Source organism: Nitrospirillum karajorum, from assembly GCF_036348415.1.
In the GTDB taxonomy this organism is placed as follows: domain Bacteria; phylum Pseudomonadota; class Alphaproteobacteria; order Azospirillales; family Azospirillaceae; genus Nitrospirillum; species Nitrospirillum amazonense_B.
In genome coordinates this window covers 1,985,415-1,999,807 of sequence record NZ_JAZBQB010000003.1, presented here as the reverse complement: position 1 = coordinate 1,999,807, position 14,393 = coordinate 1,985,415, and the positions used below count along the sequence as shown (strand labels likewise).

The following is a 14,393-nucleotide window of genomic DNA, read 5'->3' as shown; positions in this document are numbered from 1 at the left end:
GGGGGGCGTCTCACGCCCCCCGCTGCCAGACCTTGGTCACCAGGAAATGCTGCGCCAGGAAATGGTAGGTCTTCTTCAGGCGGGCCTCTAGCTCCGGGCCACGCTCCACCGGTTCCCCATCCCAGGCATAGATCACGTCGTCCCACAGCATGAGGCGGGTGTGCAGTTCGTCGCGCATGCGGCGGATGAAGCTCACCTGGCTGTCATAGGATTTCAGCACCGCCATGATCTCGCCGGTCTGGGCGTCCAGCTGGCCGAAGATATCCTCGAAATCCAGGATGGGCTGTTTGACCAGGGCCATCATGCGGGACAGGTCCGACTGCATCTGGCGGTCGGTCTTGTAGATGCGTCCCGCCTGTCCCATGCCGGTGATGATCTGCTGCAGCTTGTGGTATCGGTCGCGCAAGGCCTCGATATAGGACAGCTCGCGGGCGATGGACTCGACCTTGTCCACGATCTCCTGCTTGCGTTCCTCGGGGATGCCGAATTGGCGGGCCAGTTCGCTGAAGGCCTGTTGCGCCCTTTGCTTGGTCTGCGGATCCTCGACCACCTGTTCCAGTTGGCCGCGGTCGGTGACCAGGGTTTCCTTCCCCGTGATCCACGACACCAGCTGCACGGTGATGCGGCCGCGCGCGATCTGCAGGTGGCTGTCCTCCACCCGCCAGGACGCGGTGCCGTCCAACAGCTCACGCGGGATGCTGTCGCCGGGACGGATGGTCTTCACGTATTTCAGGCTGCGCTCGACCACGCCCAGCAAGACGGCGTCGGAGCTGGTGTCGTCGATGCCGAAGGCCTCGCGCAGCGTGCGGAATGGGATTTTGCCCCACACATCCCCCAGCTGGACGTTGTAGACCGCCTCGTTGCTGTCATAGGCGAAGGAGAAGAAGGCGCCCGGAACGGAAAAGACCTTGTTCTCAAACAGGAAGTGGGTGCTGCGGCTGGCGTGCGCCTCGCTTGCGGCGGCGGCGGGCGCCCCGGCGGCCGGCGTCGCACCCTCGCCCGCGCCATCCTCCGCATCCACCGCCTGCGCCGGGAAGTCACGTGCCAACATCGTCTCCGGTCAGTTCCGCCCCAAACGGAGGCGCCCCCTTATCGACCTGGGGGGCTTGGCTTCGCCCCCGGCCGCGACCGGGCGCCCTTTCCGGGCTGAAGGTGACACAGATTTGCCGGCGCGGCGATAATCTCGTTTTAACGGGCCTTTCCGAAATGGACCGGCTCAGTCGTCGTTCATCACCTGCGCCGTCTTCAGGGCGTCGCGGACCAGCACGCCCTTGCGCAGGATGTTGTCGATGACGCGGCCCTGGACCAGGCTGATGCCCATCTTCTCCGCCCAGATCAGGCCGGAAACGGTGCCGCAGCGGGCCAGGATGTAGCGGCAGTTTTCCTGCTGCCGCACCTTTTCCTGCAACGCGTCGATCTCCTCCTCGCTCATGCTTTCCATGTCGGGGGACCAGATGATCTTGGCGTAATCGCAGGCCATGTATTCCAGGTCCATGTGCGTGACCCAGAAGTCGTTCAAGCCATCGATGCAAATCTTGTAGCCGCGGGTGGCGGCGAAATCGACGACCTCCTTGTACATCGAGACATTCTCGATCAGGTCGGTCTTGTTGATTTCCAGGATGACGTTGCCGCGCAGGTCCGTCGTCAGCCGCTCGTCGAACTTCACGAAGCTGGCCGACAGGATGGTCGACAGGTTCAGGTTCAGGCCCAGCCGCTTGCCGCGCAGGAAATCCACGCCGTAGTTCAGCGCGCGCAGGACGGATTGGTCGAGCTGCGAGGTGAAATAGCTGAACAGCCAGCGGTTGGCGGTGATGTCGTACCCGGGCGACAGCCGCTCCTCCAGCGCCTTGATGGCGATGTAGAGTTCGAAATACTCGTGCTCGTTCTCGGTGGGGTTCTGGATGTTCACCACCGGCTGGTTCAACATGAAGGGCGACAGGTCGAACATCTGCACGGCGCGTTCGATCTTGCCCAGCTCCTCCAGCGTGATGGGGGGCTTGGTCTGCTCCACCGGGGCGTCGCCGCCCTCGCCCTTCTGCAGGCCCTCGATGAAGCGGATGACGTTCACGAAGTTGAGCGACAGCTCCATGATCGAATAGAGGCTGTCTTCCCGGTAGGGATTCTGCTTCGTCATCGTCGTGCGCGACAGCAGCAGCTTCTCGATCTTCGAGCAGACATCGCTGATCAGGGAGAACTTGATACCCTTGTACAGGACGATGACGTCATCGTTGGAAAGATTGAAAACCTGCAGGTAGGAGGAATTATCCGCCGTTTCCTGCATCGCGCGCTTGATGGACAGGAGGTCGAGGTTGCTTTTGTCCTTCAGCAGGGACAAATGCAGATGAATGAGGCGCAAGCCCTGCAGTTCACGCTTCGCGGACTGCAACAGGGTCAGCAACTTCTGATCGTCGTATTCCGGCTTTTCAGGCAACGCCACGGGGCGTTCGCCGGGCTTCACCCGCACCCAATCCCGTTTTGGCGCATTCGGACAATTCATTTCATCTCCGCAACCGCGGGCTTCCAACGCCCCGGCCAACAACTAGCGCGCGCATCTCATTCCACCACGGACGGGCCGACGCGCTTAGCCCCAAGTAACGCAAAACGGCTGCATGCACCGCGAACCGGGGGGTGGAACCCATCGCCGCCCCTTCCCCCAAACCGCTGGCGCACAACCTTACCTATCAGGATATCATGGCCGATACCGGTGCCAATTCAATATCCCGCTACCCTTCGGGATGGCACCCGCGTAGGGAAAACCTATCCTTGCGGCAATATTACTTTGGAAGGGCCGCAGGCGATACATAAAATTTGACAAATTCTGACAGCGGGCGGCCGGCGCGCGCCTTTTCAAAGCATCCCGGAGTATTGGTTGGGACCGCCGGCAATGACATCGGGTCGCTGGGCAGTAACGCCACCGCAGGTAGCACACCCCAGGCGCGCCACATCATGAATTACGTAATAGAAAAGGGGATGGCTGGGGCGGGAGGGATCGAACCTCCGCATGGCGGAATCAAAATCCGCTGCCTTACCGCTTGGCGACGCCCCATCACCGGGCCTCCCGTCGGGGAGGGCGGCACCATAATCAGAAAGCCCGGCGGACGCAACGCCCCAAATCGCCCATCGCGTCACCGCTGGCACGCGGACCGGGACATGGCACTATGGCGGGGCCCTTCCCCGTTGGTCAGCCCATGCCGCTCATCCCGCCCCTTCCAGCCGGACGCCCCGCCCTGAGGCGCCCCCTTCCCGCCATCGCCGGGCTGATGGCCCTGATGCTGGCGGGTGCGGCCCTGGCGTCACCCCCCCTGCCGGAATCGCCGCCGAAGGAGGCCGACGCCGCGCTGATGACGCTGGACAGCCGAGCCCGTGGCGGTGACGCGCAGGCACAGCTGGACCTGGCCGACGCCTACGGCGACGTCCCTTTCGACCGGGCCACCGACGTGGCGCGCGCCAGCGCCTGGTACCGTCTGGCGGCCACCGCGCGGGACGGCGCCATCCGCCGCCAGGCCTGCGCCGCCCTGGGCATGATCGAAGCCGGCGGCATGGGGTGGCCGGAGAACGTGGCGGCGGCACTGCCCTGGTACCGTTGCGCCGCCAAGCTGGGCGACGTCCAGGCGCAGTTCACCCTGGGCCTGCTGTATGACGAGGGGGTGGACGTGCCGCCGGATGGCGCCAGGGCCCGCGCCTGGTACCGCCGCGCCGCCCGGGGCGGCCTGGTGCTGGCCCTGGAACGCCTGGGCGCGCTGGCGGAGCGGACGGGCGACCGCGCCGGTGCCGCGCGCTGGTACGCCCGGGCCGCCGCCCAGGGCGACACCGCCGCCAACCAAGCCCTGGCCCGGCTGCGGCGGGGTGGGCGGGCGCCGGAGCTGGTGGGTGTGGCCTTGGCGGCGCAGACCCAGGACCCCGCTACCGCCAAGCCACCGCCCCAGCTTGCACCCGGCCAAGCGCGCACGCCGCCGCCCGCCGTGGACCGGGACGGCCTGCGCCTTATCCAGCGGCGCTTGCACGCCCTGGGGTATCTGACGGCGCCGGCGGATGGCCGCATGGGCGCCCGCACCGCCAACGCCATCCTGGCCTATCAGGTGGCGCACCCGGCGCGGTGGGACGAATCCGCGCCACCGCCGGACGGCTGGCCCAGCCGCGACCTGCTGGCACGCTTGGTGCGTTACTGACGCCCCCATCCGGCAGGGTAGGACGCGACGGCGTCCGCCGGAGATTTCCGGGGAGCGAAGCGGACTGGAAAGCGAGGATTAGCCAAGGCGGACGGACGTCCGCCGCCCGGCGCTTGAGGGAGCATTTGAACGGCCACGTTCAAATGCCGCGCCTATCAGTCCACCACTTCGGCCGGCGGCACCTCCGGCAGCAACGCGGTGGCCTTGACCCACCAGGTGGGGCGCACACGGTTGATCAGCGCCGCGGCCGACGCCGCGGCTTCAACATCGGCATAAAGGCCGATGCAGGTGGCGCCGCTGCCCGACATGCGGGCCAGCAGGCAGCCCGGCGTGGCGTCCAGGGCCGCCAGCACGTCGGTGATGGCCGGCGACAGGCTCTCGGCCGCGGCCCCCAGGTCGTTGCCGCGCGCCCGCAGCAACTGGGCGAAGTCCACGACGTCGACGGGATCACGCTCCAGCCGGCCAGCGGAGGACCAGGCCCCGGTGCGGGCGGCGAACACATCCTTGGTCGGCATGTGGACGCCCGGATTCACCAGCAGCAAGGCCGCCGGCGGCAGGGCCGGGCCCGCCACCACCTGTTCCCCCGCGCCACCAAAGTAAGCGGTGCGGCCGAACAGGCACACGGGCACGTCGGCACCCAGCGTGGGCGCCAGTTCCACCAGGCGGGAATCGTCCTGCGGCACGCCCCACAACTGGGCCAGCGCCTTCAGCGTGGCGGCGGCATCGGCCGAGCCGCCGCCGATACCCGACGCCACGGGCAGGTTCTTGGTCAGGCGGATGGCAACATGCGGGTCGCGGCCCAGCATCTCCGCCAGGGCATGGGCGGCGCGCGACACCAGGTTGCGGCCAGTACCCTCCGCCACCAGGGTGCTGCCGAACGGTCCGTCGATGGCCAGGCTGAAGCCCGGCGCCTCGGTCACGGTGATCAGGTCGTGGGCGGTGGCGAACACCACCAGGCTGTCCAGCTCGTGATAGCCGTCCGGCCGCTTGCCCAGGACGTGCAGGTACAGGTTCAGCTTGGCGGCGGCGGCGGCACTTACCGTGGTCACGGGGATAGGTCCTTCAACAAATCTCGGGTGTAACAAATCTTGGATGTCAGGGGTTTACTGCGCAGCGGTGGGGTCGCGCTTCAGTTTTTCATCCAACGCGGCCTTCAGGCTGTCCTCCGGATTCTCCCGCGCGGCGCGCTGCCACTGATAGTGCGCCTCCAGCCGGCGGCCGGTGGCCCAATAGGCGTCGCCCAGATGGTCATTGATGGCCGGATCGCGGGACTTCAGCTCCGCCGCGCGCTCCAGCAGGTCCACGGCGCCGGGGATGTCGCCGGAGCGGTACTTGGCCCAGCCTAGGCTGTCGATGATGGCACCGTCATTGGGCCGCAGTTTCACCGCCTGCTCCAGCAACTGGCGCGCCTGATCCAACTTCTCCCCGCGCTCCGACCAGGCGTAGCCCAGGTAGTTCAGAACGCCGGGCTGGTTGGGCTGCAGTTGCAGGGCGCGCAGCAGGTCCGACTCCGCCTCCGGCCAATGGCCCATCTGGTCCTGCACCGTGGCGCGGGCGTAGTAGAGGAACCAGTCGCCGCCGCTCGGCCGTCCGCCCAGGCGCTCGATGGCCTGGTTATAGGCGGTCAGCGCCTCCGGCAGCTTGCGGTCGGCCCGCAGCAGGTCGCCCAGGCGCACCAGGGCGTCGCTGCGGTCGGGCCGCTCCGCCGCCATCGCCCGCAGGATGCCGGCGGCCTCCTGCGTCTTTTGCAGACGGGCCAGGGCGTCGGCCTGGCGCAGGCGGGCGGCCCACAACAGGCCCACATCCGCCTTGTCCCCGGTCTTCATGCCCAGGTCGGCGACCACGGCGGCGTATTCGGCCGCCGCCTCCGGGTCGCGGCCCAACTCCGTCAGCGTCTCACCCGCCAGCATGCGGGCGGGGGCCAGCGACGGGTCCAGATGCAGGGCCAGGCGGGCGTAGAGCAGCGCCACCTCCGCCACCTTTTCCTGGTTGATGGCCGCCGCCACGTCGAACAGCGCCTCCGCCAGGCCTTCGGGGGCGTTGGCCACCATGCGGCCGGGGTGCGGGCGGGATAGCAGGGCGCGGGCGGCATCGCCCATGGGGCCCTTGGGATCGGCCTGCAGGATGGCCGCGACCGCCGCCTGCGCCAGGTCGGCATGGCCCATGCGCATCTCGAAATTGGCGCGCAGCATGGCCACGCGCAGCACCTGCCCGCCATCGGACGCCTGGGCGTACCAGGTGCGCGCCGCCTCCTCATGGCCGGCCAGATCCTCGATCAGGGCGGCGTGCAGCGCCGCCATGGCCCGGAAGCTGGGCTGCGCCTCCAAGGGTTCCAGCGCCGCCTTGGCCGCCGGCCAGTCGCCCTTGCGCGCCTTGACCCAGGCGGTCACCAGCGGGCGCATGAAGGTGCCCAAGCCATCCTTGGGCAGCAGGTCGATGGCGCGCAGGGCGCCCGGCTCATCCCCCGCCGCGACGGCGTCGGCCGCCAGCAGGGTCAGGGCCACGGGGTTGCCATCCTTGGCCGCGATCAGGCGCTTGGCCAGCGGCAGCGCCACCTTGGTGCGCCCCAGGCCGACATTGATCAGCACGGCGCGGCGCAGCAGGGTCAGGTCATCGGGGTCGGACTTGAGGCTGAGGGCCAGGAAATCGGCCGCCGCCGTCCAGTCCCCCGCCCCTTGCGCCACCTTGCCGGCGACGAAGGCGGCCAGCGGGTCGGGCCCGCCCGTCTGTTCCGGCGCCTTGGCCGCCCAGGCGGAACCGTACGGAGCCGCCGTCACCAGCAAGCCCGCCAAAACCAATCCGGATGATGTCCGCCGCAAGAACCGCACGAGATCGCCGCCGTCTATTTAAGTCCCGATCCCTCAAGCTAATCGGGAAACGCGGCCGGAACAACCGCCCCGGTCGCCCCACCCGGAAACGAAAAAGGCGCCCGGTGCGGGGCGCCTTTTCCTGAAACGGGCTCACATATTGGGATAATTCGGGCCCCCGCCGCCCTCCGGCACCGTCCAGTTGATGTTCTGGGTCGGGTCCTTGATGTCGCAGGTCTTGCAGTGCACGCAGTTCTGCGCGTTGATGACGAAGCGCGGGTTCTGCCCGTTGTCATCGCGCGTCACCTCGTAGACCCCGGCGGGGCAGTAGCGCTGCGCCGGCTCGTCATAGGTGGGCAGGTTGAAGGCGATGGGAACCGTCGGGTCCTTCAGCCTCAGGTGCGCCGGCTGGTCTTCCTCATGGTTGGTGTTGGAGATGAACACCGAGGACAGGCGGTCGAAGCTGATGACGCCATCGGGCTTGGGATAGACGATCTTCTTGACGTCGGCCGCCGGCACCAGGCTCTCATGGTCCGGCTTGCCATGATGCTGGGTCCAGCCCACCAGGAAGCCCAGCTTCAGGTCGTTCAGCCACATGTGCAGGCCGCCCAGCGCCGTGCCCAGCCACAGGCCGTGCTTCAGGCTGGGCTTCACGTTGCGCACCTTGTACAGGTCCTGGAAGACCCAACTCTGGCGCCACTTGGCTTCAAGCGCCGTCAGCTCGTCATGGCCCTCGCCGCCCGCCGCCAGGCGGTCGAACACCGCCTCGGCCGCCAGCATGCCGGTCTTCATGGCGTTGTGGCTGCCCTTGATGCGCGGCAGGTTGACGAAACCGGCGGCGCAGCCGATGAGGGCGCCCCCGGGGAAGGTCAGCTTCGGCACTGACTGCAACCCGCCCTCGTTGATGGCGCGCGCGCCGTAGGACAGGCGCTTGCCACCCTCCAGGTAGGGGCGGATCAGCGGGTGCTGCTTGAAGCGCTGGAATTCCTCGAAGGGCGACAGATAGGGGTTGGTGTAGTTCAGGTGGACGACGAAGCCGATGGCCACCTGGTTGTCCTCCAGGTGGTACATGAAGGAACCGCCGCCGGTCTTGCTGTCCAGGGGCCAGCCCTGGCTGTGCAGCACCAGGCCCTGCTTATGCTTGGCGGGGTCGATCTGCCACAGTTCCTTGATACCGAGGCCGTACTTCTGCGGGTCCACGCCGTCGCGCAGGTTGAAGCGGGCCATCAGCTCCTTCGACAGGTTGCCGCGCACGCCCTCGGCGAACAGCGTGTACTTGCCGTGCAGCTCCATGCCGGGGGTGTAGCGGTCCGTCGGCTCCCCGTCCTTGCCGATGCCCATGTCGCCGGTGGCGATGCCCTTGACCGAGCCGTCATCGTGGTACAGCACCTCGGCCGCGGCGAAGCCGGGGTAGATCTCCACACCCAGTTCCTCGGCCTGCTGCGCCAGCCAGCGGCAGACGTTGCCCAGGCTGACGATGTAGTTGCCGTGGTTGTTCATCAGCGGCGGCAGCAGCGCATTGGGAATGCGCATGGAGCCGACCTCGGTCAGGATGTGGAAGCGGTCGTCGGTGACGGGGGTGTTGAGCGGCGCGCCCTTCTCTTTCCAGTCGGGGATCAGCTCGTTCAGCGCGATGGGGTCGATGACGGCGCCCGACAGGATGTGGGCCCCGACCTCCGATCCCTTTTCGATGACGCAGACGCTGATGTCCTTGTCCGCGGCGGCGGCCAGCTGTTTCAGCCGTATCGCGGCCGACAGCCCCGAGGGGCCGGCGCCGACGATGACGACGTCATACTCCATCGACTCCCGTTCCATGTCCTGTCGCCTTCTTCTTCCCTGGTTACCGGTGCGGAGTTCCCGTGGCGTTTCGATGGGGACCCGCGCGGGATGGGTCCCACCGGGGGACGCGTCATTATTCGCGCGCGACCGCTCCATGCGGTTGATGAAGAAACACAACGGCGATGGTAGGGTCAAATCATGATTGACACGGCAAAAGCCGTCGCGGATCTGGCCTGGCTGGTCGAGATCGGTGCCGACGAAGCGATCAACGACCAGCCGACGGACTGGACCCAGGTGGTCAGCCGCAGGGCGCCTACTGCGCGCGAGGCCGGCCCGGCCCGATCGCCGGCCAGCGCTCCGCCCGCCGCCGCCCCTGGCCGTTCCGCCACACCCCCGGAAAAAAATTCGCCCGCCCTGGCGGCCGCCCCCGCCCTGGGCGGTGCCGACGCCCCGCCCGGCAGCCCCTTGGGCATGACCGAGGCCCGCGCCAGCGCCCGCGGCGCCGCCATGGCCGCCACCACGCTGGAGGATTTGCACAAGGCCCTGCTGGCCTTCGACGGCTGCCCCTTGAAGCAAACCGCCAGTTCCACCGTCTTCGCCGACGGCAACCCCAAGGCGCGCGTCATGCTGGTGGGCGAGGCGCCGGGGGAGCAGGAGGACCGGCAGGGCAAGCCCTTCGTCGGGCCGGCCGGCGCGCTGCTGGACAAGATGCTGGCCGCCATCGGCCTGGACCGCCATGCCGAGGAACCGGACAAGGCGGTTTATATCAGCAACATCCTGCCCTGGCGCCCGCCCGGCAACCGCAACCCCACGGACAGCGAGATCGCCGCCTGCCTGCCCTTCATCCAGCGGCATGTGGAGATCGCGGACCCGGACATCCTGGTCTTCCTGGGCGGCATCTCGGCCAAGACCCTGCTGGCCAAGACGGAGGGCATCACCCGCCTGCGCGGCCGCTGGTTCGATTACGGCAGCCCGGGCCTGACCCGCCCCCTGCCCGCCCTGGCCCTGCTGCACCCCGCCTACCTGCTGCGCAACCCGGGCGCCAAGCGCGAGACCTGGCGGGACCTCTTGTCCCTGCGGGAGAAGCTGCGGGCCCTGCCGCAGCGCCCCTGAAGCCACCTCCCAGAGGAGGAACCCCAAGCGGGGCGGGCTTGCGTTTTGGCACACCCTTGTTCTATCTATGTTCCTAGGCCGATGATTGACGGGCCGGTCCGCAATAGGCAGCATGGCCCCATGACTTCCCCGCAGCATTCCTCCCCGTCCCCGGCGCAAGATCTGGACCCGGCGCGCGACCTGTTGGCCGTGGCCGGCAAGAAGCGCTTCGCCACCGTGCTGGCCGATCCGCCCTGGCGATTCGTGAACCGCACCGGCAAGATGGCGCCGGAGCATCACCGCCTGTCGCGCTATGGCACCATGTCGGTGGATGAGATTTGCGCCCTGCCGGTGTCCAAGGTGCTGGCCGATACGGCGCATCTGTACCTGTGGGTGCCCAACGCCCTGCTGCCGGAGGGGTTGCAGGTCATGCAGGCCTGGGGCTTCCAGTACAAGACCAACCTGGTGTGGCACAAGCTGCGCAAGGACGGCGGCTCCGACGGGCGCGGCGTGGGCTTCTACTTCCGCAACGTCACCGAACTGATCCTGTTCGGCGTGCGCGGCAAGAACGCCCGCACCCTGAACCCCGGCCGCACCCAGGTGAACTATCTGGGCACGCGCAAGCGCGAGCATTCGCGCAAGCCCGATGAGCAGTACGACCTGATCGAGGCCTGCAGCCCCGGCCCCTATCTGGAGATGTTCGCCCGCGGCGCCCGGCCCAAATGGACCGTGTGGGGCAACCAGGCCGACGACAGCTACGAACCCACCTGGGACACCTACGCCCACAACTCCGCCACCCAGCGCCGCGTGGCGGCGGCGGAGTAGGCTCAGTCTTCGCTTGGGCGCCGGGCAGTGTGGCGGAAACCGTGGATGACGATACTGTCCCCAATGACCTGATAGAAAATCAGGTACGGGTATGGGGTGGCCACCGCGCGTCGAATGCCTGGGCGCTTCGTCAGACGCCCGACATAAGGGTGGGCCGCCAATATGGCGACAATGTCCTGAAGTCTGCGCTTGACGTTCAGAGCCCCTGACGGCGAGTGCTCGTCAATATAATCCAGTATGGCCGCAAGTTCGGCACTGGCTGCCCGCGTATAACGGACCTTCATAGACCGTGCTTGGCCCAAATCGCCTGAATTTCCTCATCGCTGGCGAACTCACCACGCTCAGCCTGAGCCAGCGACTCCTCCAGCCCCGCCATTTCCTCATCCGTCAATTCGACCGCCGCCTGATCCAAACCAGCAAGTTGGAGAAGGACATGGGCGAGTTCGTCTTGAACCGCATCCGGCAAAACGCGCACCGCTTCAACGGCTTGTTCAAGTAAGCGGGTCATTGCCCATACTCCGGAGGATGCCAAACTCCCTGAAGATGGCATCGACGCCACGCCGTGTCGAGACGCGGGCTCGGTTCAGCGCCCCCGCCGTCCCCAGAACAGGCCGGCCTTGCGGCCGGTGGCGCGGGTGGCGGCTTGCTCCTCCAGGAAGGCCTGCTCCAGCGCCGCGATCTGCTCCGCCGTCAGGCCCAGGGGCAGGTAATCGATGTCGGACGCGGGGTTGGCCACGCGCCCACCGGAGGCGCCCCGATGAGCGGGGGCCCGCTTCGCATCAGAACCGAACAGACGCCGCATCGCCTAACCTCAAGCCAAACCGCCAAACATTCGAACGGCTTCCCGATTCTGGACCGAGTCCCGGGGCCGATTTTCATGGGCACGATGACAAAACAACAGCCCATGGGATGCCGCGTTTTACCGGCAAAGACCATGTAGCAAAAGGTTAGGCTGTTACAACTGACAGGCCTAGCCGCCAGGCTAGGCCACAAGATTAGGTCAGGGTGGTGCTGAGGGCGGCGTCCAGGTCGGCGATCAGGTCGTCCACATCCTCGATGCCCACCGACAGGCGGACCAGACCGTCGTCGATGCCGGCGGCGGCCCGCAGCTCCGCCGGGATGGAGGCGTGGGTCATGATGGCCGGATGCTCGATCAGGCTTTCCACCCCGCCCAGGCTTTCGGCCAGGGAGAACAGCTCCGTCCGCTCCAGGAAGCGCCGCGCCGCCTCCAGCCCGCCTTTCAGGCTGACGGAAACCATGCCGCCGCCGCCTCGCATCTGGCGCTGGGCCAGGGCGTGCTGCGGATGGCTGGCCAGGCCGGGATAGCGCACCCCCGCCACGGCCGGATGACGCTCCAGCCATTCGGCGATGGCGGCGGCGTTGGCGCTGTGCCGCTCCATGCGCAGGGCCAGGGTCTTCAGGCCGCGCAGGGCCAGGAAGCTGTCGAAGGGGCCGGCCACGGCGCCCACGGCGTTCTGCAGGAAGCCCAGGCGGTCGGCCAGCTCCCCCTCCTCCCGCGCCACGGCGACGCCACCCACCATGTCGCAATGGCCGTTGAGGTACTTGGTGGCCGAATGCACGACGATATCGAAGCCCAGTTCCAGCGGCCGCTGGGCATAGGGCGTGGCGAAGGTGTTGTCGCAGACCGAGATGAGGTTATGCCGCCGGGCGAAGGCGGCCACCGCCTCCAAATCCACCAGCTTCAGCAGCGGGTTGGTCGGCGTCTCCACCCACAGCATGCGGGTTTGGGGCGTCAGCGCCGCCTCCAGCTTGGCCGGGTCGGTCATGTCGACGAAGCGGGAGGTCAGGCCCATGGAGCGCTTGCGCACCCGTTCCAGCAGGCGATAGCTGCCGCCGTACAGGTCGTCCATGGCGACGATGTGGCTGCCGGCGTCCAGCAGTTCCAGGATGGTGGCCTCCGCCGCCAGGCCGGAAGCGAAGGCGTAGCCCCGCGCCCCGCCCTCCAGATCCGCCACGCAGCGTTCATAGGCCATACGGGTGGGGTTCTGGCTGCGGCTGTACTCATAACCCTTATGGACGCCAGGGCTTTCCTGCACATAGGTGGAGGTGGCGTAGATGGGCACGGTGATGGCGCCGGTGCTGGGGTCCGGCTCCTGCCCCGCGTGCACCGTGCGGGTGGCGAAGGCCCGTTGGTTGGAGAGGGGACGGTTGTGGCTACGATCGGCCATGGGGATTCCTTGGGAATGAAAGCGGGGGCGCGGGACAGAGGGCGGGCGTCAGCCCAGCTGCCGGCGCAAATGGTTCAGCAGGTCGACGCGGGTCAGCAATCCTAGGAAGGCGTCGCCCTCCGTGACCAGGGCCACCATGTTGCGGCTGAAGATGGCGTCCAGCGCGCTGATGGGTGCCGTCACCGGCACGGTTTCCAGGCGCGAGGTCATGGCCGCGCGCACCGCCTCGCGGAAGCGGGCGGGGTCGGGCTCCACATGCAGCAGCAGGTCGGACTCGTCCAGCAGGCCCACCACGCGGCCGCCCTGCATCACCGGCAGTTGCGACACGTCGGAAATGCGCATGCGCTTGTACGCCGTCAGCAGGGTGTCGTCGGGGGAGACGGTCACCACCTGACCCTTGTCCACCCGGCGGGTCATGAGGTCGCGCAGGTCGCCCGTGCGCTCGCTGGGCAGGAAGCCCTGGTCGGCCATCCAGCCGTCGTTGAACATCTTGGACAGGTACTTGTTGCCCGTGTCGCACACCAGCGTGACCACGCGCTTCGGTGTCGTCTGCGCCCGGCAATAGCGCAGGGCGGCGGCGAACAGCGTGCCGCTGGAGGAACCACCCAGGATGCCTTCCCGGCGCAGCAGCTCCCGCGCCGCGTTCAGGCTTTCGGCGTCGGGGATGGTGTAGGCGTCCTCCACATACTGCAGGTCGCAGTTGGGCGGCACGAAATCCTCGCCGATGCCCTCCACCACCCAGCTGCCGGGCTCATCATGCCGACCGGTCTTCACCAGGTCGCGCAGGATGGAGCCCTGGGGGTCGGCCAGCACCATGCGGGTGCGCGGGCTGGCCTGCCGGAAATAGCGCCCCAGGCCGGTCAGCGTGCCGCCGGAGCCCACGCCCACCACCATGGCGTCCAGGCGCCCGTCCATCTGGCGCAGCAGCTCCGGCCCCGTCCAGCGCTCATGCGCCGACGGGTTGTCGGGGTTGGCAAACTGGTTCATGTAGACGGCACCGGGGATCTCGGCCGCCAGCCGCTCGGCGATGTCCTGGTAATAGTCGGGATGGCCCTTGCCCACGTCGCTGCGCGTGACATGGATGTCGGCCCCCAGGGCCCGCAGGTGGTTGATCTTCTCCGCCGCCATCTTGTCGGGGATGACCAGCACCAGGCGATAGCCCTTGGCGGCGCACACCAGGGCCAGGCCCAGGCCGGTGTTGCCGGCCGTCGCCTCCACCACCGTGCCGCCGGGCTTCAGCCGGCCGGATCTCTCCGCCCCCTCCACCATGGCGAGGCCGATGCGGTCCTTGATGGAGCCGCCGGGGTTCTGGTTTTCCAGCTTCAGGTACAGCTCACACGGGCCGGTATCGATCTTGGTGACGCGGACCAGCGGCGTGTTGCCGATCAGGGACAGGATGGCGGGGCCATCCGAGGTGTTCTCTGCTGACGGGACGGGGGCGGACGACGCGTGCGCGATCGACATGGGGCAACCCTCTCGGTCTGTTTGTTAAACAAAACAGTGACCGATGGGCGGGGGGCTGGCAATCCCCC

General features: G+C 67.7%; 13 protein-coding genes and 1 tRNA gene. 3 read left to right on the top strand and 11 right to left on the bottom strand.

Annotated features, from left to right (window positions below; translation table 11 throughout):
- Positions 1-10: 10 nt before the first annotated feature.
- The 3 genes from UCD39_RS22990 to UCD39_RS22980 all read right to left on the bottom strand — a co-directional run bounded on the left by UCD39_RS22990 (position 11) and on the right by UCD39_RS22980 (position 3,046).
- The gene (locus UCD39_RS22990; protein ID WP_330498032.1) at positions 11-1,051 is read right to left on the bottom strand and encodes a DUF349 domain-containing protein; all 1,041 of its coding nucleotides are present in this window, start codon (positions 1,049-1,051) and stop codon (positions 11-13) included.
- Between the two features lie 165 nt (positions 1,052-1,216).
- A complete protein-coding gene (locus UCD39_RS22985; protein ID WP_330498031.1) occupies positions 1,217-2,464 on the bottom strand; it encodes an EAL domain-containing protein in 1,248 nt (415 codons plus the stop codon).
- Between the two features lie 507 nt (positions 2,465-2,971).
- Positions 2,972-3,046, bottom strand: a tRNA-Gln gene (locus tag UCD39_RS22980).
- Positions 3,047-3,188: 142 nt separating this feature from the next.
- Between UCD39_RS22980 and UCD39_RS22975 the strand changes: the two genes are divergently transcribed.
- Complete coding sequence (locus UCD39_RS22975) at positions 3,189-4,169, top strand: peptidoglycan-binding protein (RefSeq protein WP_330498030.1); 981 nt, start codon at positions 3,189-3,191, stop codon at positions 4,167-4,169.
- 155 nt (positions 4,170-4,324) lie between these two features.
- Here the strand turns inward: UCD39_RS22975 and UCD39_RS22970 are convergent, their stop codons facing one another.
- The 3 genes from UCD39_RS22970 to UCD39_RS22960 form a co-directional block, all read right to left on the bottom strand.
- A complete protein-coding gene (locus tag UCD39_RS22970) occupies positions 4,325-5,218 on the bottom strand; it encodes a 4-(cytidine 5'-diphospho)-2-C-methyl-D-erythritol kinase (protein WP_330498029.1) in 894 nt (297 codons plus the stop codon).
- A gap of 54 nt (positions 5,219-5,272) precedes the next feature.
- Positions 5,273-6,961 (bottom strand): tetratricopeptide repeat protein, encoded by a 1,689-nt coding sequence (locus UCD39_RS22965; protein WP_330498028.1) that lies wholly within the window; start codon positions 6,959-6,961, stop codon positions 5,273-5,275.
- Positions 6,962-7,129: 168 nt separating this feature from the next.
- Complete coding sequence (locus tag UCD39_RS22960) at positions 7,130-8,791, bottom strand: electron transfer flavoprotein-ubiquinone oxidoreductase (RefSeq protein WP_330498027.1); 1,662 nt, start codon at positions 8,789-8,791, stop codon at positions 7,130-7,132.
- Between the two features lie 162 nt (positions 8,792-8,953).
- Between UCD39_RS22960 and UCD39_RS22955 the strand changes: the two genes are divergently transcribed.
- Positions 8,954-9,868, top strand: coding sequence for a uracil-DNA glycosylase (locus UCD39_RS22955; protein ID WP_330498026.1), 915 nt, complete (start codon positions 8,954-8,956; stop codon positions 9,866-9,868).
- A gap of 120 nt (positions 9,869-9,988) precedes the next feature.
- Positions 9,989-10,672, top strand: coding sequence for an MT-A70 family methyltransferase (locus tag UCD39_RS22950; protein ID WP_330498025.1), 684 nt, complete (start codon positions 9,989-9,991; stop codon positions 10,670-10,672).
- A 2-nt stretch (positions 10,673-10,674) separates the two neighbouring features.
- On the opposite strand, the gene UCD39_RS28600 is transcribed toward UCD39_RS22950, so the two are convergent.
- From UCD39_RS28600 to UCD39_RS22930, 5 genes are all read right to left on the bottom strand, one after another.
- On the bottom strand, positions 10,675-10,956 hold the full coding sequence (locus tag UCD39_RS28600; RefSeq protein ID WP_442943693.1) for a type II toxin-antitoxin system RelE/ParE family toxin: 282 nt from the start codon (positions 10,954-10,956) through the stop codon (positions 10,675-10,677).
- Positions 10,953-11,180 carry a hypothetical protein gene (locus UCD39_RS22945; RefSeq protein ID WP_184796784.1) on the bottom strand — a complete coding sequence of 76 codons (228 nt, stop codon included), beginning with the start codon at positions 11,178-11,180 and terminating at the stop codon, positions 10,953-10,955. The genes UCD39_RS28600 and UCD39_RS22945 overlap by 4 nt, the downstream gene beginning before the upstream one ends.
- A gap of 75 nt (positions 11,181-11,255) precedes the next feature.
- A complete protein-coding gene (locus tag UCD39_RS22940) occupies positions 11,256-11,474 on the bottom strand; it encodes a hypothetical protein (protein WP_330498024.1) in 219 nt (72 codons plus the stop codon).
- A 193-nt stretch (positions 11,475-11,667) separates the two neighbouring features.
- Positions 11,668-12,861 (bottom strand): cystathionine gamma-synthase, encoded by a 1,194-nt coding sequence (locus UCD39_RS22935; RefSeq protein WP_330498023.1) that lies wholly within the window; start codon positions 12,859-12,861, stop codon positions 11,668-11,670.
- 48 nt (positions 12,862-12,909) lie between these two features.
- Entirely contained in the window at positions 12,910-14,325 is a 1,416-nt protein-coding gene (locus UCD39_RS22930; protein ID WP_330498022.1) for a pyridoxal-phosphate dependent enzyme, read from the bottom strand.
- Positions 14,326-14,393: the final 68 nt, after the last annotated feature.